Annotated in this window: 18 protein-coding genes; 15 read left to right on the top strand and 3 right to left on the bottom strand. The window is 54.7% G+C overall.

The features are described from left to right. The first annotated feature begins 2 nt into the window (after positions 1-2). The 14 genes from tsaE to F3J29_RS14850 all read left to right on the top strand — a co-directional run bounded on the left by tsaE (position 3) and on the right by F3J29_RS14850 (position 16,212). Positions 3-464: a tRNA (adenosine(37)-N6)-threonylcarbamoyltransferase complex ATPase subunit type 1 TsaE gene (gene tsaE, locus F3J29_RS14915; protein ID WP_008453617.1), complete on the top strand. Its 462-nt coding sequence runs from the start codon at positions 3-5 to the stop codon at positions 462-464. A 13-nt stretch (positions 465-477) separates the two neighbouring features. Further along, complete coding sequence (amiB, locus tag F3J29_RS14910) at positions 478-1,809, top strand: N-acetylmuramoyl-L-alanine amidase AmiB (RefSeq protein WP_166867200.1); 1,332 nt, start codon at positions 478-480, stop codon at positions 1,807-1,809. A 9-nt stretch (positions 1,810-1,818) separates the two neighbouring features. Continuing rightward, positions 1,819-3,690 carry a DNA mismatch repair endonuclease MutL gene (gene mutL / locus F3J29_RS14905; RefSeq protein WP_166867198.1) on the top strand — a complete coding sequence of 624 codons (1,872 nt, stop codon included), beginning with the start codon at positions 1,819-1,821 and terminating at the stop codon, positions 3,688-3,690. Further along, positions 3,683-4,627 carry a tRNA (adenosine(37)-N6)-dimethylallyltransferase MiaA gene (miaA, locus tag F3J29_RS14900; RefSeq protein ID WP_166867196.1) on the top strand — a complete coding sequence of 315 codons (945 nt, stop codon included), beginning with the start codon at positions 3,683-3,685 and terminating at the stop codon, positions 4,625-4,627. Before mutL ends, miaA begins: the two co-directional genes overlap by 8 nt. A 101-nt stretch (positions 4,628-4,728) precedes the next feature. Beyond that, positions 4,729-5,040: an RNA chaperone Hfq gene (gene hfq / locus F3J29_RS14895; protein ID WP_008453608.1), complete on the top strand. Its 312-nt coding sequence runs from the start codon at positions 4,729-4,731 to the stop codon at positions 5,038-5,040. 75 nt (positions 5,041-5,115) lie between these two features. After that, the gene (gene hflX, locus F3J29_RS14890; protein ID WP_166867194.1) at positions 5,116-6,396 is read left to right on the top strand and encodes a ribosome rescue GTPase HflX; all 1,281 of its coding nucleotides are present in this window, start codon (positions 5,116-5,118) and stop codon (positions 6,394-6,396) included. 210 nt (positions 6,397-6,606) lie between these two features. Further along, the gene (gene hflK / locus F3J29_RS14885; RefSeq protein WP_166867192.1) at positions 6,607-7,866 is read left to right on the top strand and encodes an FtsH protease activity modulator HflK; all 1,260 of its coding nucleotides are present in this window, start codon (positions 6,607-6,609) and stop codon (positions 7,864-7,866) included. Between the two features lie 2 nt (positions 7,867-7,868). Then, positions 7,869-8,873, top strand: a complete 1,005-nt coding sequence (hflC, locus tag F3J29_RS14880) for a protease modulator HflC (protein ID WP_008453602.1) — start codon at positions 7,869-7,871, stop codon at positions 8,871-8,873. A 62-nt stretch (positions 8,874-8,935) separates the two neighbouring features. Beyond that, positions 8,936-9,133, top strand: a complete 198-nt coding sequence (locus tag F3J29_RS14875; protein ID WP_008453600.1) for a DUF2065 domain-containing protein — start codon at positions 8,936-8,938, stop codon at positions 9,131-9,133. Positions 9,134-9,235: 102 nt separating this feature from the next. After that, entirely contained in the window at positions 9,236-10,534 is a 1,299-nt protein-coding gene (locus tag F3J29_RS14870) for an adenylosuccinate synthase (protein ID WP_008453598.1), read from the top strand. A 177-nt stretch (positions 10,535-10,711) separates the two neighbouring features. After that, a complete protein-coding gene (nsrR, locus tag F3J29_RS14865; protein ID WP_166867190.1) occupies positions 10,712-11,137 on the top strand; it encodes a nitric oxide-sensing transcriptional repressor NsrR in 426 nt (141 codons plus the stop codon). 38 nt (positions 11,138-11,175) lie between these two features. Then, positions 11,176-13,623, top strand: a complete 2,448-nt coding sequence (gene rnr, locus F3J29_RS14860) for a ribonuclease R (RefSeq protein WP_166867188.1) — start codon at positions 11,176-11,178, stop codon at positions 13,621-13,623. Between the two features lie 114 nt (positions 13,624-13,737). Continuing rightward, positions 13,738-14,469, top strand: a complete 732-nt coding sequence (rlmB, locus tag F3J29_RS14855; RefSeq protein ID WP_166867187.1) for a 23S rRNA (guanosine(2251)-2'-O)-methyltransferase RlmB — start codon at positions 13,738-13,740, stop codon at positions 14,467-14,469. Positions 14,470-14,577: 108 nt separating this feature from the next. Then, a complete protein-coding gene (locus tag F3J29_RS14850; RefSeq protein WP_166867185.1) occupies positions 14,578-16,212 on the top strand; it encodes an isovaleryl-CoA dehydrogenase in 1,635 nt (544 codons plus the stop codon). Between the two features lie 15 nt (positions 16,213-16,227). Here the strand turns inward: F3J29_RS14850 and yjfN are convergent, their stop codons facing one another. Both yjfN and bsmA read right to left on the bottom strand, forming a co-directional pair. Continuing rightward, positions 16,228-16,503 carry a DUF1471 family protease activator YjfN gene (gene yjfN / locus F3J29_RS14845; RefSeq protein ID WP_039289719.1) on the bottom strand — a complete coding sequence of 92 codons (276 nt, stop codon included), beginning with the start codon at positions 16,501-16,503 and terminating at the stop codon, positions 16,228-16,230. A 157-nt stretch (positions 16,504-16,660) separates the two neighbouring features. Continuing rightward, positions 16,661-16,990, bottom strand: coding sequence for a biofilm peroxide resistance protein BsmA (bsmA, locus tag F3J29_RS14840; protein WP_039299815.1), 330 nt, complete (start codon positions 16,988-16,990; stop codon positions 16,661-16,663). Between the two features lie 166 nt (positions 16,991-17,156). Between bsmA and yjfP the strand changes: the two genes are divergently transcribed. Next, entirely contained in the window at positions 17,157-17,885 is a 729-nt protein-coding gene (gene yjfP, locus F3J29_RS14835; RefSeq protein WP_166867183.1) for an esterase, read from the top strand. Positions 17,886-17,888: 3 nt separating this feature from the next. On the opposite strand, the gene ulaR is transcribed toward yjfP, so the two are convergent. Continuing rightward, complete coding sequence (gene ulaR, locus F3J29_RS14830; protein WP_166867181.1) at positions 17,889-18,644, bottom strand: HTH-type transcriptional regulator UlaR; 756 nt, start codon at positions 18,642-18,644, stop codon at positions 17,889-17,891. Positions 18,645-18,661: the final 17 nt, after the last annotated feature.

Raw genomic sequence — 18,661 nt, 5'->3', positions numbered from 1 at the left:
CCATGATGAATCGAGTTATTGCATTACCTGAAGAAGCGGCAACCTTAGCGCTGGGCGAGCGCCTGGCACAGGCCTGTGAAGGCGCGACGGTGATTTACCTCTATGGCGACCTCGGCGCGGGCAAAACCACCTTTAGCCGCGGCTTTTTACAGGCGCTGGGACACAAGGGCAACGTTAAAAGCCCGACGTATACATTAGTTGAGCCTTATCAGCTTGATAACCTGATGGTTTATCACTTTGACTTGTACCGTCTGGCCGATCCGGAAGAGCTTGAGTTTATGGGGATCCGTGACTATTTCACCAACGACGCAATTTGCCTGGTGGAATGGCCGCAGCAGGGGACCGGTGTGCTCCCCGACCCGGATGTTGAAATACACCTGAGCTATGAGGCGCAAGGTCGCGAAGCGCGGATTGCCGCCGTTTCCTCATCTGGTGAAGCGTTACTGGCGCGGTTAGCCAAATAGCAAGGATGACGGGATGATCTATCGCGTGAAAGGTTGGTTGATGGCTGGATTCCTGCTGTTGTGCTCTGCACCAGCGGGGGCGGCGGCGTTGTCTGATATTCAGGTTTCTAACGGTGAAAATCAGGCACGTATCACTTTTAGTTTTATGGGCGATCCGGAATACACTTTTTCACAGGATAATAAGCGAAGCGTTGCGCTGGATATCAAACAAACCGGCGTGATTCGCGGGCTTCCTTTGCAGTTTAGCGGCAGTAATCTGGTGAAAAGTATCAGCGCCGGGCAGCCAAAAGACGCTCAATCTTTGCGCCTGGTCGTCGATTTAACCCAGCCTGGCAAAACTCGCGCCGTGAAACAGCAAAACGGTGCCAACTATACCGTTATCTTTACGATTAACGCTGATGCACCTCCGCCGCCACCGCCGCCTCCGGTTGTGGCTAAGCGCGTTGAGCCTGTTGCCCCCGTTCAGGCTCCGGATCCGGCTCGTAATCCCTTTAAGCCTCAGCAGGTTACCGGCGTGATAGGTTCTAATACCGTGACTCGCCCGGCGGCTCGCGCGAAAACCAGCGGCCCGTCTGATACCGTTGTAGTCGCCATTGATGCCGGTCACGGCGGTCAGGATCCCGGTGCGATTGGTCCCGGTGGAACTCAGGAAAAGAACGTCACTATTTCTATTGCGCGGAAGCTGAAAGCTCTGTTGAACGATGACCCGATGTTCCGTGGCGTGCTGACTCGCGATGGGGATTATTTTATCTCGGTAATGGGGCGCTCAGACGTAGCGCGTAAGCAGAATGCAAACCTGCTGGTGTCCATTCATGCGGATGCCGCGCCGAATCGCGATGCCACTGGCGCATCCGTCTGGGTGCTTTCTAACCGCCGTGCCAACAGCGAAATGGCGGGCTGGCTGGAGCAGCACGAGAAGCAATCTGAGCTGCTTGGCGGCGCGGGGGATGTGCTGGCAAATAGCCAGGCCGACCCCTACCTAAGCCAGGCGGTGCTGGATTTGCAGTTCGGTCATTCGCAGCGCGTCGGGTATGATGTGGCAACCAAAGTACTGGCTCAGCTGCAGCGCGTAGGCTCTTTGCATAAGCGCCGCCCGGAACATGCGAGCCTGGGCGTGCTGCGTTCACCGGATATTCCTTCACTTCTGGTTGAAACGGGCTTCATCAGCAACAGCTCTGAAGAGCGTTTGCTTGGCAGCGACACTTACCAGCAGCAAATAGCTCAGGCCATTTATGAAGGGCTGCGTAACTATTTCCGCGAGCATCCCCTGCAGTCTGCTCCGTCGGATGAGCAAACAGCCCGTAGCCAACTGGGTTCGCCGCAGCAGGTCGCGGTGACCAACTAAGGAGAAAACATGCCGATTCAGGTTCTGCCGCCGCAGCTTGCGAACCAGATCGCCGCTGGCGAGGTGGTAGAGCGCCCTGCGTCGGTAGTGAAGGAGCTGGTTGAGAACAGCCTTGATGCCGGGGCCACGCGCATAGATATCGACATTGAGCGTGCTGGCGCGAAGCTCATTCGTATTCGGGACAACGGCTGCGGTATCAAGCAGGAAGAGCTGGCACTGGCGCTGGCTCGTCATGCCACCAGTAAAATTGCTTCTCTCGACGATTTGGAGGCCATTATAAGTCTCGGGTTTCGCGGCGAAGCGCTGGCAAGTATCAGTTCAGTCTCCCGCCTGACCTTGACGTCGCGCACGGTAGAGCAAAACGAAGCCTGGCAGGCTTATGCCGAAGGTCGTGACCAGGCCGTGACGGTCAAACCCGCCGCACATCCCGTCGGGACGACGCTTGAAGTGCTCGATCTGTTTTACAACACACCTGCGCGTCGTAAGTTCATGCGCACCGAAAAAACCGAATTTAATCATATTGATGAAGTGGTGCGCCGCATTGCGCTGGCGCGCTTCGACGTTTCTATCACGCTTAATCATAACGGCAAAATGATTCGTCAGTATCGTGCAGTCCAGGATGGTGCTCCGCGTGAGCGCCGTTTGGGAGCAATTTGCGGTACGCCATTTCTTGAGAAGGCGCTGGCCATTGAATGGCAGCACGGTGATTTGACGCTACGGGGCTGGGTTGCTGAGCCTTCTGCAACCACTTCGGCCCTGGCGGAGATCCAATATTGTTATGTTAACGGGCGCATGATGCGCGACCGCTTAATTAACCATGCGATTCGCCAGGCCTGTGAAGACAAACTGGGCGTGGATCAGCAGCCTGCCTTTGTGCTGTATCTGGAGATCGACCCGCATCAGGTGGACGTTAACGTTCACCCTGCGAAGCATGAGGTGCGTTTCCATCAGTCACGGCTGGTGCATGACTTTATCTACCAGGGTGTGATCAGCGTACTTCAGCAGCAGGGTGAGAACGCCTTGGCGCTGGAAGAAACGGCGGAAACGCCCGTTGAGCGCTGGCAGCCGGAGAACCGTGTTGCCGCCGGGCGCAATCAGTTTGCCACGCCAGCTGTCGCGCGTGAACCTCGTGAGGCTGCGCCACGGCAGGCTTCGCCAGCATCTGGCAGCGGTGGCCGTTCCGCCGGAGGCACGCCGCTTTGGCCACACGCTGCGCCAGGTTATCAAAAGCAGCAGGGTACCCTTTATCATCAGTTGCTTGAGACGCCTGACGTCGAGCCAAAAGCTGCCGTTCGCGCAGAAGAGCCGGCGGTGTTAGAGGGGCACTCGCAAAGTTTTGGCCGGGTGTTAACGGTCTTACCACCGGATAAAGCTTTACTGGAGCGACAGGGCAAACTTTCGCTGCTTTCGTTGGTGGTGGCCGAACGGTGGCTAAAACAGGCTCAGCTGGCGCCGGGGAGTGAAGGTCTGCGTGCTCAGCCGCTGCTGATTCCGCTGCGGCTGAAAGTCAGTCGCGAAGAACATGACGTATTGGTTAAATATCAGGCGCTTTTGAAAGAAATGGGCATTGAGTTTGATACCGATGCCCGACAGATAACAATTCGCACGGTACCTTTACCTTTACGGAAACAAAATTTACAAATCTTGATTCACGAACTGCCAGGATACCTGGCGCAACAGGCGGACGTTTCGGCGGGCCAGCTGGCTTTGTGGATTGCTCGTCATTTGGCAAGCGATCACGAACAGTGGAGTCAGGCTCAGGCGATTACCCTGCTGGCAGACGTTGAACGTCTTTGCCCGCAGTTGGTGAAATTACCCCCCAGCGGTTTACTGCAACCTGTTGATTTACAATCGGCGATGAACGCCCTGAAAGATGACTGAAGATAAAAAAAGGCCACAGGCGATTTTTTTAATGGGGCCAACGGCCTCAGGCAAGACGGCACTTGCTATTAATTTGCGTAAAACTTTGCCGGTAGAGTTGATAAGCGTAGATTCGGCCCTCATCTATCGTGGAATGGATGTGGGTACCGCTAAGCCAACGGAACAAGAGCAAGCCCAGGCGCCTCACCGGTTACTGGACCTGCTTGATCCGGCTCAGGCGTACTCTGCGGCAGATTTTCGCCGCGATGCACTGGCCGAGATGGCTGAAATTACCGCCGCCGGGCGTATTCCGCTGCTGGTCGGTGGGACCATGCTCTATTTTAAAGCGCTGCTGGAAGGGCTTTCGCCATTACCGTCGGCGGACCCGGATGTCAGGGCAAGAATAGAGCAACAGGCGGCAGAGCAAGGATGGAATGCGCTGCATCGTCAACTGGAGGAAATCGATCCGGTTGCCGCTGCCCGGATTCATCCAAATGATCCGCAAAGGCTTTCCCGGGCACTGGAAGTTTTTTTCATTTCGGGTAAAACTTTAACGGAACTGACGCAAACGTCAGGAGAAGCTCTGCCGTATCAGGTGCATCAGTTCGCCATCGCCCCGGCGAGCCGTGAACTGCTCCATCAGCGAATTGAGCAGCGTTTTCATCAGATGTTGGCTTCAGGTTTTGAAGCAGAAGTGCGGGCGCTTTTTGCTCGCGGAGATTTGCATACGGAGATGCCTTCCATCCGTTGTGTTGGCTACCGCCAGATGTGGTCTTATTTGTCCGGTGAAACGTCATACGATGAGATGGTTTATCGAGGTATTTGCGCGACGCGTCAGTTGGCTAAGCGCCAGATGACCTGGCTGCGTGGTTGGGAAGGTGTTCACTGGTTAGACAGTGAAAAACCTGAGCAGGCATACAGCGAAGTGCTACAGGTTGTTAGTGCGAAGCATGGGTGAATGTGTACAATTGAATCGTCAGCGTGCGCAAATTTTTACGCAGTTTTTCAGAGCTAATCGCTCTTGAGTGACAAACAACAAACATATAAGGAAAAGATAGAATGGCTAAGGGGCAATCTTTACAAGATCCGTTCTTGAACGCACTGCGTCGTGAACGTGTTCCAGTTTCTATTTATTTGGTGAATGGTATTAAGCTGCAAGGGCAAATTGAGTCTTTCGATCAGTTCGTGATCCTGTTGAAAAACACGGTCAGCCAGATGGTCTATAAGCACGCGATTTCTACCGTTGTTCCGTCTCGTCCGGTTTCTCATCATAGCAATAACACCGGCACCGGCGGTTCTGGCGGCTACCATCACGGCGGCAGCGCGCAGGCTGGTTCTGCGCCGCAACAAGACAGCGAAGAAACCGAATAAGGTTGCTTGCTGTTTTCCCGGTCGGGGGACCAGTTCAGCTGCGTTCCCCGCTGGTCTTTTTGAGAGGTTATACGCTTGTTTGACCGTTATGATGCCGGTGAGCAGGCGGTGCTGGTTCACATCTATTTTTCGCAAGACAAAGACATGGAAGACCTGGCGGAGTTTGAATCCCTGGTCTCTTCAGCCGGTGTCGAAGCACTGCAGGTGGTAACCGGTAGCCGCAAGTCCCCGCACCCAAAGTATTTCGTTGGTGAAGGCAAAGCCGTTGAGATTGCCGAGGCCGTTAAGGCCACTGGGGCGTCGGTTGTGCTGTTTGATCATGCGTTATCTCCCGCCCAGGAACGCAACCTGGAAGCCCTGTGCCAGTGCCGTGTTATCGACCGCACCGGGTTAATTTTAGATATCTTTGCCCAACGTGCACGTACTCATGAGGGTAAATTGCAGGTTGAGCTGGCTCAGCTTCGCCATTTGGCCACGCGCCTGGTAAGAGGCTGGACCCACCTTGAGCGCCAGAAAGGCGGGATCGGTTTACGCGGTCCAGGGGAAACCCAGCTCGAGACGGATCGTCGTCTGCTGCGCAATCGTATTATGCTGATCCTTTCGCGTTTAGAACGTGTAGAAAAACAGCGCGAGCAGGGACGTCGTTCACGTAATAAAGCAGATGTGCCGACGATTTCATTGGTGGGCTACACCAACGCCGGTAAATCCACGCTATTTAATAGAATTACCGCGGCCGATGTTTATGCCGCGGATCAGTTATTTGCCACACTCGATCCTACACTGCGCCGTATTGACGTCGCCGATGTGGGAGAAACTGTGCTGGCAGATACTGTCGGTTTTATTCGTCACCTGCCTCACGATCTGGTAGCGGCGTTTAAGGCCACTTTGCAGGAGACACGTCAGGCCACGCTGTTGTTACACGTGATTGACGCGGCCGACTTCCGGATGCAGGAAAACATTGCAGCAGTCGATACCGTACTGGAAGAGATTGAGGCGAATGAAATCCCTGCGCTGTTGGTCATGAATAAAATCGATGCGCTGGATGCGTTTGAGCCGCGTATCGACAGGAACGACGAGAATGTGCCGATCCGCGTCTGGCTGTCCGCACAGACCGGTGCCGGTGTCCCACTGCTTTTCCAGGCTCTGACGGAGCGTTTGTCTGGTGAAATTGCGCAGCATACGCTGCGTTTACCCCCTCAGGCAGGGCGTTTGCGGAGCCGTTTTTATCAGCTTCAGGCAATAGAAAAAGAGTGGACAGAGGATGACGGCTGCGTGGGCTTAGAAGTCCGTTTGCCTATCGTGGACTGGCGTCGCCTCTGTAAACAAGAACCGGCACTCGCAGATTACATCGTTTAGATGTCATCAGACTGGTTCATATACCCTAAATAATTCGAGTTGCAGGCAGGCGACAAGGCCGAGAGTTCCCAGGAGCGTAGCCTAACTATGTGACTGGGGTGAGCGGGCGCAGCCAACGCACCTGCGGCTTGAAGTATGAAGGTTATAAATGTCCTGAAGACTATTTCCCCCTCGGGGGATATCACCGCACAACAAATATGGAGCATAAACATGGCGTGGAATCAGCCCGGTAATAACGGACAGGACCGCGACCCGTGGGGAAGCAGCAAGCCTGGCGGCGACTCTGGGGGTAATAAAGGAGGGCGCGATCAGGGGCCACCTGATCTGGATGATATCTTCCGCAAGCTGAGCAAAAAGCTTGGCGGCCTTGGCGGTGGGAAAAGCGGCGGCAGCGGCGGTGGTAATGCATCGCAGGGGCCGGGCAATCCTATTGGCGGTCGCGTGATCGGTATTGTGGCTGCAGCCGCGGTCATTATCTGGGCCGCAACCGGGTTCTATACCATTAAAGAAGCCGAACGCGGTGTTGTTACCCGCTTTGGTAAATTCAGTCATCTGGTTGAGCCGGGTCTGAACTGGAAACCGACGTTTATCGACAGCGTTCAGGCAGTGAACGTTGAGTCGGTACGCGAACTTGCGGCATCCGGCGTGATGCTGACTTCTGACGAAAACGTCGTACGCGTTGAGATGAACGTGCAGTACCGCGTGACCGATCCACAGCGCTATCTGTTCAGCGTGACCAGTGCGGATGACAGCCTGCGTCAGGCCACCGACAGCGCGCTGCGGGGCGTTATCGGTAAATACACCATGGATAAGATTCTTACCGAGGGACGTACCGTAATTCGTAGCGATACCCAGCGTGAGCTTGAAGAAACCATCAAGCCTTACAACATGGGTATCACGCTGCTGGACGTAAACTTCCAGACGGCACGTCCGCCAGAAGAAGTTAAGGCCGCCTTTGATGATGCGATTGCCGCTCGTGAGAACGAACAGCAGTACATTCGTGAGGCAGAAGCTTACAGCAACGAAGTACAGCCGCGTGCAAACGGCCAGGCTCAGCGTATTCTGGAAGAAGCGCGTGCTTATAAAGCACAAACTGTTCTGGAAGCGCAGGGTGAAGTGGCTCGCTTCGCGAAGATGCTGCCAGAATATAAAGCCGCACCGCAGATTACTCGCGAGCGTCTGTATATCGAAACCATGGAAAAAGTCCTTAGCCACACCCGTAAAGTGCTGGTTAACGATAAAGGTGGCAACCTGATGGTGCTACCGTTGGATCAGATGTTGAAGGGCGGCGCTCAGCAGCCGGCCGCAAAGAGTGATAACAGCGCAGCAAACAATCTGCTGCGTCTGCCGCCAGCGTCCAGCCCAAGCAGCAGTGCCAGCACCTCTTCGTCCTCCTCGAGTGGCGATATCATGGATCAGCGTCGTGCCAACGCACTGCGCAACGATACCCAGCGCGTAGGGAGTGAATAACGATGCGTAAGTCTTTTGTGGCAGTAATTATCATCGTGCTGGTCGTGATCTACACCTCGCTTTTCGTGGTGCATGAGGGCGAGCGCGGCATTACATTACGCTTCGGCAAAGTCCTGCGTGATGATGAAAACAAACCGGTCGTGTATGAACCAGGTCTGCACTTCAAGATCCCGTTCATTGAAACCGTGAAAACCCTGGATGCGCGTATCCAGACGATGGACAACCAGGCCGATCGCTTTGTAACCAAAGAGAAGAAAGACCTGATCGTTGACTCCTACATCAAGTGGCGTATCAGCGACTTCAGCCGCTACTACCTGGCAACGGGCGGCGGCGATGTTTCTCAGGCAGAAGTCCTGCTGAAGCGTAAGTTCAGTGACCGTCTGCGTTCTGAAATTGGTCGTCTGGATGTGAAAGACATCGTGACCGATTCACGTGGTCGCCTGACCTTGGACGTTCGTGACGCCCTGAACTCCGGTTCTGCGGGCACCGATGATGAAGTCGCAACGCCTGCAGCTGACGATGCCATTGCTTCCGCAGCGGCGCGTATTACTGAAGAGACCAACGGTAAAGTGCCGGTGGTTAACCCGAACAGTATGGCGGCGTTGGGTATTGAAGTTGTGGACGTCCGTATTAAGCAGATTAACCTGCCTGCTGAAGTGTCCGAGGCGATTTACAACCGTATGCGCGCAGAGCGTGAAGCGGTTGCCCGTCGTCACCGTTCACAGGGTCAGGAAGAAGCTGAGAAGCTGCGTGCAACCGCAGACTACGAAGTGACCCGTACGCTGGCAGAAGCCGAGCGTGAAGGACGTATCTCTCGTGGTGAAGGTGATGCTGAAGCCGCGAAGCTGTTTGCTGATGCGTTTAGCCAGGATCCTGACTTCTACGCCTTTATCCGTAGCCTGCGTGCTTATGAAGCCAGCTTCCAGTCTAATCAGGACATCATGGTACTGAGCCCGGACAGCGACTTCTTCCGCTACATGAAAACGCCAGCAAATAGTTCACGCTAATTGCTGAGTAATGTCTAAGAGCCGGTTTACCGGCTCTTTTTTTATGCCGGTAAAGGATGATTATGAATTCAACAATCTGGCTGGCGCTAGCGCTGGTTTTGGTACTCGAAGGCCTGGGACCGATGCTTTATCCGCGCATCTGGCGGCGAATGATTCTGGCTATGGCGCAATTACCGGACACGCTATTGCGCCGTTTTGGCGGTGGTCTTGTGGTTGCTGGCATCGTTATATACTACATGTTGAGTCGCGCCAGTAGCTGAGTGAAATTTATCCGGCAGAAACTGATTTTGTATACTAAAAGGGCTGTTCATCTGAGAAACCGATGGTAGAATCCATTTTTAAGCAAACGGTGATTTTGAAAAATGGGTAACAACGTCGTCGTACTGGGCACCCAATGGGGTGACGAAGGTAAAGGAAAGATCGTCGATCTTCTGACTGAACGGGCTAAATATGTTGTGCGCTACCAGGGCGGTCACAACGCAGGTCACACTCTCGTAATCAACGGTGAAAAAACCGTTCTTCATCTTATTCCATCAGGCATTCTTCGCGAAAACGTCACCAGCATCATCGGTAACGGCGTTGTGCTGTCTCCAGCTGCGCTGATGAAAGAGATGAAAGGTCTGGAAGACCGCGGTATTCCAGTACGTGAGCGTCTGCTGCTGTCAGAAGCTTGCCCGCTGATCCTTGACTACCACGTTGCGCTGGACGTTGCGCGTGAAAAAGCTCGCGGTGCGAAAGCTATCGGCACTACCGGTCGCGGCATCGGGCCGGCTTACGAAGACAAAGTGGCCCGTCGTGGCCTGCGCGTTGGCGACCTGTTCGACAAAGCCACTTTTGCAGACAAGCTGAAAGAAGTGATGGAATATCATAACTTCCAGCTGGTGAACTTCTACAAAGTTGAAGCTGTTGACTACCAGAAAGTGCTGGATGATGCGATGGCGGTTGCCGACATTCTGACCAGCATGGTTGTGGATGTCTCTGACCTGCTGGATCAGGCGCGTCAACGCGGCGACTTCATCATGTTCGAAGGTGCTCAGGGTACGCTGCTGGACATCGACCACGGTACCTATCCGTACGTAACCTCCTCTAACACCACCGCAGGTGGCGTTGCGACCGGCTCCGGCATCGGTCCGCGCTATGTGGATTACGTTCTGGGTATTATCAAAGCTTACTCCACTCGCGTGGGTGCAGGTCCATTCCCAACTGAGCTGTTTGATGACATCGGCGAATTCCTGTGCAAACAGGGTAACGAATTCGGGGCTACTACCGGGCGTCGCCGTCGTACCGGCTGGCTGGATGCGGTTGCCGTGCGTCGTGCCGTGCAGATCAACTCCTTGTCCGGCTTCTGCCTGACCAAGCTTGACGTCCTGGACGGCCTGAAAGAAGTGAAAATCTGCGTGGGCTACCGTATGCCTGATGGCCGCGAAGTGACCACCACCCCAATGGCAGCGGACGACTGGGAAGGTATCGAACCGATTTACGAAGTGATGCCTGGCTGGTCTGAAACCACTTTCGGCGTGAAAGAGCGCAGCGGTCTGCCGCAGGCAGCGCTGAACTACATCAAACGCATTGAAGAAGTCACCGGCGTACCGATTGATATTATCTCAACCGGCCCGGACCGTACTGAAACCATGATTCTGCGCGATCCGTTCGACGCATAATGATGTCGCGGGGTGTGGTTTCACACCCCGTATTGCTTTCTTCCCGCCGCTTTATACATCATTCCAATCAAATAAATTAGCTGGCAACCATATGGCTGGTTTATCATCAATATGTATCTGCTTTAAGGTACAACTTGTCTTACGCAAAGCGTTTCCCCTCCCACCCATGAGGTTGATGTGCAGTTAACGAGTTTTACTGATTACGGTTTACGTGCTTTGATTTATATGGCTTCTCTTCCCGAAGGGAGAATGACCAATATCTCTGAAGTCACAGAGGTGTACGGCGTGTCCCGTAATCACATGGTGAAAATCATCAATCAACTCAGCCGCGCGGGCTATGTCATGGCCGTGCGAGGAAAAAATGGCGGCATTCGCCTTGGTAAGCCAGCGGAAACGATCCGCATTGGCGACGTGGTGCGCGAGCTGGAGCCGCTCTCATTGGTGAACTGTAGCAGTGAGTTTTGTCATATCCCCCCCGCCTGCCGACTCAAACAGGCTTTGGCTGAGGCGGTGCAGAGTTTCCTACAGGAACTGGACAAGCACACGCTGGCCGACCTGGTGGACCAAAACCAACCGCTCTACAAATTACTGCTGGTGGAATAATCACGATTCCATCTGCGGATGACAACGGAGGACCCGAAATGTCAAAAGATCCTTTCCAGGAACGAGAAGCCGAAAAATACGAAAACCCGATCCCAAGCCGGGAGTTTATTCTCGACCATCTCTCAAAACGTGAAAAACCGGCCAGCCGCGAAGAGCTGGCGGAAGAACTAAAAATCTCCGGCGAAGAACAGCTTGAAGCCCTGCGCCGTCGCCTCCGTGCGATGGAGCGTGATGGCCAACTGGTCTTCACCCGCCGCCAGTGTTACGCACTGCCGGAACGCCTGGATCTACTGAAAGGTAAAGTGATCGGCCACCGCGACGGATTCGGTTTCCTGCGCGTTGAAGGAAGTAAAGACGATCTCTATCTTTCATCCGAGCAGATGAAAATGTGCATGCATGGCGATCTGGTGCTGGCGCAGCCGCTCGGCGCGGACCGTAAAGGTCGCCGCGAAGCGCGTATTGTGCGCGTGCTGGAACCAAGAACCGGGCTGATTGTTGGCCGCTACTTTACCGACGCAGGCGTAGGTTTTGTGGTACCAGACGACAGCCGTCTGAGCTTCGATATCCTGATCCCGCCGGAAGCGCTAATGGGCGCCCGCATGGGCTTTGTGGTGGTGGTCGAGCTGACCCAGCGTCCGACCCGTCGTACCAAAGCGATAGGTAAGATTGTTGAAGTGCTTGGCGACAACATGGATACCGGCATGGCCGTTGATATGGCGCTACGTACCCATGAAATCCCGCACGTCTGGCCGAAAGAGGTTGAAGCCCAGGTCGCAAATCTGAAAGAAGAAGTGCCGGAAGAGGCCAAAATTGGCCGCGTTGACCTGCGCTCACTGCCGCTGGTGACCATCGACGGCGAAGACGCACGTGACTTTGATGACGCCGTATTCTGTGAGAAAAAACGCGGCGGTGGCTGGCGCCTGTGGGTCGCGATTGCCGACGTAAGCTATTACGTTCGCCCGCCAACGGCGCTGGATAACGAAGCCCGCAACCGCGGGACATCGGTTTACTTCCCGTCGCAGGTGGTTCCGATGCTGCCTGAAGTGCTTTCAAACGGCCTGTGCTCCCTGAACCCGCAGGTCGATCGCCTGTGCATGGTGTGTGAGATGACCATCTCCGCCGCAGGGCGCCTGACGGGCTATAAATTCTATGAAGCGGTGATGAGCTCTCATGCGCGTCTGACCTACACCAAGGTCTGGCATATGCTGCAGGGCGATCAGGAACTGCGCGAGCAATACGCACCGCTGGTTAAGCACATCGAAGAGCTGCATAACCTCTACAAAGTGCTGGAAGTTTCTCGTGCCCAGCGCGGCGGGATCTCGTTTGAAAGCGAAGAAGCGAAGTTTATCTTTAACGCTGAGCGCCGCATTGAACGCGTTGAGCAGACCGTGCGTAACGATGCGCACAAACTTATCGAAGAGTGCATGATCCTCGCTAACATCTCAGCGGCGCGCTTTGTTGAGAAGAACAACGAGCCAGCCCTGTTCCGCGATCACGATCGTCCAAGCAACGATGCGATCACCGCGTTCCGTTCGGTGCTGGCGGAGCTTGGCCTGGAATTACCCGGCGGGCAAAAACCAGAGCCGCGTGATTACGCCGATCTGCTGGAATCTATCGCCGATCGTCCTGACCACGAAATGCTGCAAACCATGCTGCTGCGCTCGATGAAACAGGCGATTTACGATCCGGAAAACCGCGGGCACTTCGGCCTGGCGCTGCAGTCCTACGCGCACTTTACTTCGCCAATCCGCCGATATCCTGACTTGTCGCTGCATCGCGCCATTAAATATTTACTGGCAAAAGAGCAGGGACATACCGGGAACAGCACCGAATCCGGCGGCTGGCACTACAGCATGGAAGAGATGCTGCAGCTGGGTCAGCACTGCTCGATGACCGAACGCCGCGCCGATGAAGCGACTCGCGACGTCGCGGACTGGCTGAAGTGCGACTTCATGCAGGATCAGGTCGGCCAGGTATTCAACGGCATTATTGCCAGCGTAACCGGCTTCGGCTTCTTCGTGCGCCTGGATGATTTGTTTATCGACGGGCTGGTTCACGTCTCCACGCTGGACAACGACTACTATCGCTTTGACCAGATCGGCCAACGCCTGATTGGCGAATCCGGCGGGCAGACTTACCGTCTGGGCGACCGCGTTGAGGTTCGGGTGGAAGCTGTACACATGGACGAACGTAAAATCGACTTCGCGCTGATCTCAAGCTCGCGTGCGCCGCGTGGCGAAGGTAAAACGGCAAAAGACAAAGCGAAGCGAGGCGGAAAGGGTGGGGCGCCATCTAAGCGCCGTCAGGCAGGCAAGCGCGTAAACTTCGAGCCGGACAATGCTTTCCGTAAAGAGAAAGACGGAGCGAAAGCAAAGAAAGAGAAGGCTGGAAAGAAACCGAAGAAAGCCAAAGCGCCGTCGGACAAAACCCGTAAAATAGCCGCAGCAACGAAGGCGAAGCGCGCCGCGAAGAAACAGGCGAGCTGATATTACCTTTATCCTAACCCTCTCTCTTAAGGGGAGAGGGCCGGGATGAGGGGCAACATCCAGATTATGAACAAACCAACACGGGCGAGCCCTCGTCCGCAATGAGTGATATCGATGAGTGAAATTATTTACGGCATTCACGCCGTCCAGGCCCTGCTTGAACGTGCTCCGCAGCGTTTTCAGGAAGTCTTTATCCTGAAAGGTCGCGAAGACAAGCGCCTGCTGCCGCTGATCCACGCTATTGAAGCGCAAGGGATCCCGGTGCAGGTGGCAAATCGCCAGTGGCTCGACGAGAAAGCCGAAGGTGCGGTACACCAGGGCATCATTGCCCGCGTGAAGCCGGGTCGCCAGTATCAGGAAAACGATCTGCCTGACCTGATCGCCGAGCACGAACGTCCGTTCCTGCTGATCTTAGATGGCGTCACCGATCCGCACAACCTTGGTGCCTGCCTGCGTAGCGCAGACGCGGCCGGTGTGCATGCGGTTATCGTCCCGAAGGATCGTTCCGCGCAGCTGAATGCGACGGCAAAAAAAGTTGCCTGTGGCGCAGCGGAGAACGTGCCGCTGATCCGCGTCACCAACCTGGCTCGTACCATGCGTATGCTGCAGGAAGAGAACGTCTGGATTGTCGGCACCGCCGGTGAAGCGGACCATACTCTGTTCCAGAGTAAATTCACTGGCCCGATGGCACTGGTGATGGGGGCAGAAGGTGAAGGCATGCGCCGTCTGACTCGCGAGCACTGTGACGAGCTGGTCAGTATCCCAATGGCCGGAACCGTTTCTTCTCTGAATGTGTCCGTTGCCACCGGTGTTTGCCTGTTCGAAATCGTGCGCCAGCGCGGTTAAGACGTTTTATCTGAATGGGGTGGAAACACCCCGTTTGTGATCCCCCTCCGCGCAGAACCCGCATCTCCGTCCATACTTACTGGCATTGCCACAGATGGAGGGAACAGCATGCGCTGGCAAACTCACACCGTTTTTAATCAACCCAAACCCCTCAGTAACAGTAATCTTTTTCTTTCTGACATTCCTCTGCGAGAAGCCGTCGTCCGTGAAGGTGCAGGCTGGGACGCCGAACTTCTGGCCAGCATCGGCCAACAGCTGGGTTCCGCCGAATCTTTGGAACTGGGGCGGCTGGCAAATATCAATACACCGGAGCTGCTGCGGTTTGATGCTTGCGGAGAGCGGCTGGATGACGTTCGCTTTCACCCCGCCTGGCATTTGCTGATGCAGGGCCTGTTTGCTAACCGGGTTCATAATCTCGTCTGGCAAGAGGACGCGCGTCAGGGCGCTTTTGTCGCTCGTGCGGCGCGGTTTATCCAACACGCTCAGGTTGAAGCGGGTACGCTTTGCCCGATCACTATGACGTTTGGAGCAACGCCGTTGCTGTTACAGCACTTACCCAAAGAATTTGAAGCGTGGCGTAAGCCTTTGCTGAGCGATCGCTACGACGTACATCTGCTGCCGGGTGCCCAAAAAAGGGGCTTGCTGATTGGCATGGGGATGACAGAGAAGCAGGGCGGGTCTGATGTGTTGAGTAACACCACCCGCGCTGAACCGCTGGCGAGCAGAGGGGCCGGAGAGGCTTACCGGCTGGTGGGGCACAAATGGTTTTTCTCCGTACCGCAAAGCGATGCGCATCTGGTACTTGCTCAGGCAAAGGGGGGCCTTTCGTGCTTCTTCTTACCGCGTATTCTGCCGGATGGCCAGCGCAACGCCGTTCGCCTTGAGCGCCTCAAGGACAAGTTGGGCAACCGTTCAAACGCCAGCAGTGAAGTGGAGTTCTGTGATGCTACCGCCTGGCTTATTGGTGAGGAAGGTGAAGGCGTTCGCCATATTTTGAAGATGGGCGGATTTACCCGCTTCGACTGTGCGCTGGGTAGTCACGGTCTGATGCGGCGAGCACTCTCAGTGGCCTTGTGTCACGCTCTTCAGCGGCAGGCCTTTGGCAAAACGCTTATTGAACAGCCGATGATGCGCCAGCTACTGGGAAAAATGGCGCTGCGGCTTGAAGGCCAGACGGCCTTTCTTTTCCGTCTGGCGCGAGCGTGGGAGTTGCCGGACGACGCTTTACAGCTGGCTTACAGCCGTTTGTTTACCCCGGTTGCGAAATTCAGCATCTGCAAAGCAGGGATCCCTTTTGTGGCCGAAGCGATGGAGGTGCTGGGCGGAGTGGGCTACTGTGAAGAGAGCGAGCTTCCTCGGTTATATCGCGAAATGCCTGTGAACAGCATCTGGGAAGGATCGGGCAATATTATGAGCCTTGATGTGCTGCGCGTGCTTGCCAAACAGCCTGCGGTGATAGAAATGCTGTCCCACGAGTTTGACGAGGTTAAGGGGCAAAGCCGGCATTTCGATCGCAGCTGGCGGCAGCTACAGCAACGATTGCGGAAGCCTCAGGAAGAGCGGGGCAGAGAAATTATACAGCAGCTGGCTAATCTCGCCTGTGGGGCACAATTGCTTAAATCACTCTCACCCCCGATGGCGGAAGCCTGGTGTCGCATGATGCTGGATGAGCGGGGAGAATCGCTTTTGCCCGAGCAGGTCATCAATGATGTGCTGCTGCGGGCAACGGGAGGCGTGGCTTAATATAATCGCGGGTCTTTATGCGTAAAGAATGGCCTGCGCTCGCCAGCTATCGGCCAGAGAGTTTTCCTGCATCTGAATAATGCGGTACCAGGAAGCACCCTGCTCGTCAGCTTTCAGTGCGATCATACGTTCGACGTCCTGAGGGCTGCCGGCAATATCATTGACCGAAATTAATCCGATTTCATTAAGGCCCGTTACGCAGTCCGCGCTGGCAAACTCGGCGGACTGCGCCAGAGTCGGAATGAGGCCAACAGATAACAGCAGTGTCGTTAAGGCTAGAGATCGTTTCATTGTCAGTTCCTTATCATTTTACCCCGAAGTGACAGGGCAATCCTTCGCTTACTCAAAGCTGACCCCGCTTCCTGAGGGCGAGGTCCATTGTGCATAAGAAACGATCAAGCGGCGAAAAGCTGTGTAAATATCAATAAATAACGGCTACCTGCCCGGGCTATTTTCGATACAAAATAGCCTGCGAATACCATTGGCCTGGGATAACCGTCTCATCATTCATAATGATGAGATAATAATCGGCTTTTGCTGCTGCGGCTTTCTTCTTAATAATGGCTTCTGAGTCCATCGGAGAGCCACGTACCACGGCGGTCACGGTGCCTATTTTTGTCAATTCCGCAGTCTGAGAGCGCTGTACTTCCTGCGGATAATTTGTCGGCGATGGTGCTGGCTGCGGTGTACCCTGAAGCACGCTGCAGGCGCTGAGTAAGGCCGCCAGAAATAGTACGGATAGCCGTGGCATGATGGTTTCTCGTTTCTTGACGATCATAGTGTAGTTCCGGGTTTGGCCGTGCAAAGGGGGAATGTTTCCGATTTGTTATCTCAGGCGCGCTTTTAGCTGACTTTCGAATGAAAATCGCTAGCTAGATCTCACCGTTACAATAATCCCTAATCTGCGTTACTTTCCCTGATATTTCGCCGGAGGAGAAGAGAAGATGATCGAAATTTATAATGAGCGGTTCGCCGATGTTGAAGTGTTGCACGCGGTACCTGCCGGAATGAAGCAGGCCCCGTTGCCGACGGTTATCTTCTATCACGGGTTTACCTCTTCAAAGCTGGTTTATAGCTATTTCGCCGTGGCGCTGGCGCTGCAGGGATTTCGCGTTGTAATGCCGGATGCTCTCGACCATGGCGCTCGATATGGCGGCGATGCTCAAACCCGCCTGCAGCAGTTCTGGCCGATTTTAAAAAACAGTATTGATGAATTCCCGGCTCTCTATCAGGCATTAATCAACTCCGGCGGCGTTGCCGAGGGGAGGCTTGCCGTGGGTGGAGCTTCTATGGGAGGCATGACGGCGCTGGGGATTATGGCGCGGCAGCCTGAAGTCCGCTGCGTTGCCTGCCTGATGGGGTCGGGCTATTTTACGACGCTCGCCCAGACGCTGTTCCCACCTTCGGTGGAAGTGCGTGAAAATGTTATTGTCAGCCTGAAGGATTACGATGTTGGCGAACAGCTTGAAGCGCTAAGCAACAGGCCGCTGCTGCTCTGGCACGGTGAAGAAGATGACGTTGTGCCCGCCGTCGAGACGTTCAGATTGCAGCAGGCGCTGGTGGAAAAGAAGCTGAACCAAAACCTGACTTGTGTATGGGAAGCAGGCGTCAAACATCGCATCACGCCCGAAGCATTAGACGCTACAAGCCAGTTTTTTGCCCGGTACCTGTAAGCACTAAACCAGGATGACTTTGACGCCGCGTTCCTGAAGTTTTAGCACGACTTCAGGATCGGCCTGCTTGCCGGTAATGACCAAATCTATTTGATCTGTGCGGCTGAATAGCATTCCAGCCCGTTGCCCGACTTTGCTGCTGTCAACCAACACCACCAGTTTGCCTACCACTCCCAGCATCTTCTGCTCCGCCATTGCGGTTAGCATATCGGTTTTATACAAACCTTCGGCGGTCAGTCCCTTGCCGCTGGTAAACATCCAGTGTCCGGCATACAGCGACGTTTCATTCTCCTGTGGCCCGAGGGTGATAGAGTGGCTTTTATTGTACTGCCCCCCCATGATGACCACGCTGTCATGCTCCTGTTCGATAAGATAATTTGCCAGCGGCAAGTAGTTGGTAATGATTTGTACCGGTTTACTACAAATCTGTTGGCCGAGCAGAAAGGCGGTGGAGCCGCAGTTGATAACAATGCTTTCACCTGGGCTGACCAGCTGAGAAGCCGCGCGGGCAATCCGTACTTTTTCATCATGGTTTTGAGCCTGGTGAATGTTCATCGGCGACCAGCGCGGGCGCTGCTCACTAACGGCTTCCGCACCATTGCGGACTTTTTTCAGTTTGCCGCTCTCGTCGAGTTTATTGATATCACGCCGAGCCGTTGCGGGAGAGATTTTCAGCCGGGATATCACTTGCTCCACGGTGACAAACCCCGTTTGTGCAAGCAAATCCAGTAAAATTTGATGTCTTTGCGCTTCCGTCATGAGCAAATCCGATTAAA

The organism is Enterobacter sp. Cy-643, from assembly GCF_011752815.1.
Taxonomy (GTDB): domain Bacteria; phylum Pseudomonadota; class Gammaproteobacteria; order Enterobacterales; family Enterobacteriaceae; genus Cedecea.
The sequence above is the reverse complement of the archived record's forward strand: the minus strand, read 5'-3'. Positions and strand labels throughout refer to the sequence as shown.

Coding starts and splice junctions, on each gene's coding strand:
- tsaE (WP_008453617.1), top strand. CDS start 3: ATGATGAATCGAGTTATTGCATTACCTGAAGAAGCGGCAACCTTAGCG.
- amiB (WP_166867200.1), top strand. CDS start 478: ATGATCTATCGCGTGAAAGGTTGGTTGATGGCTGGATTCCTGCTGTTG.
- mutL (WP_166867198.1), top strand. CDS start 1,819: ATGCCGATTCAGGTTCTGCCGCCGCAGCTTGCGAACCAGATCGCCGCT.
- miaA (WP_166867196.1), top strand. CDS start 3,683: ATGACTGAAGATAAAAAAAGGCCACAGGCGATTTTTTTAATGGGGCCA.
- hfq (WP_008453608.1), top strand. CDS start 4,729: ATGGCTAAGGGGCAATCTTTACAAGATCCGTTCTTGAACGCACTGCGT.
- hflK (WP_166867192.1), top strand. CDS start 6,607: ATGGCGTGGAATCAGCCCGGTAATAACGGACAGGACCGCGACCCGTGG.
- hflC (WP_008453602.1), top strand. CDS start 7,869: ATGCGTAAGTCTTTTGTGGCAGTAATTATCATCGTGCTGGTCGTGATC.
- F3J29_RS14875 (WP_008453600.1), top strand. CDS start 8,936: ATGAATTCAACAATCTGGCTGGCGCTAGCGCTGGTTTTGGTACTCGAA.
- F3J29_RS14870 (WP_008453598.1), top strand. CDS start 9,236: ATGGGTAACAACGTCGTCGTACTGGGCACCCAATGGGGTGACGAAGGT.
- rnr (WP_166867188.1), top strand. CDS start 11,176: ATGTCAAAAGATCCTTTCCAGGAACGAGAAGCCGAAAAATACGAAAAC.
- rlmB (WP_166867187.1), top strand. CDS start 13,738: ATGAGTGAAATTATTTACGGCATTCACGCCGTCCAGGCCCTGCTTGAA.
- F3J29_RS14850 (WP_166867185.1), top strand. CDS start 14,578: ATGCGCTGGCAAACTCACACCGTTTTTAATCAACCCAAACCCCTCAGT.
- yjfN (WP_039289719.1), bottom strand. CDS start 16,503: ATGAAACGATCTCTAGCCTTAACGACACTGCTGTTATCTGTTGGCCTC.
- bsmA (WP_039299815.1), bottom strand. CDS start 16,990: ATGATCGTCAAGAAACGAGAAACCATCATGCCACGGCTATCCGTACTA.
- yjfP (WP_166867183.1), top strand. CDS start 17,157: ATGATCGAAATTTATAATGAGCGGTTCGCCGATGTTGAAGTGTTGCAC.
- ulaR (WP_166867181.1), bottom strand. CDS start 18,644: ATGACGGAAGCGCAAAGACATCAAATTTTACTGGATTTGCTTGCACAA.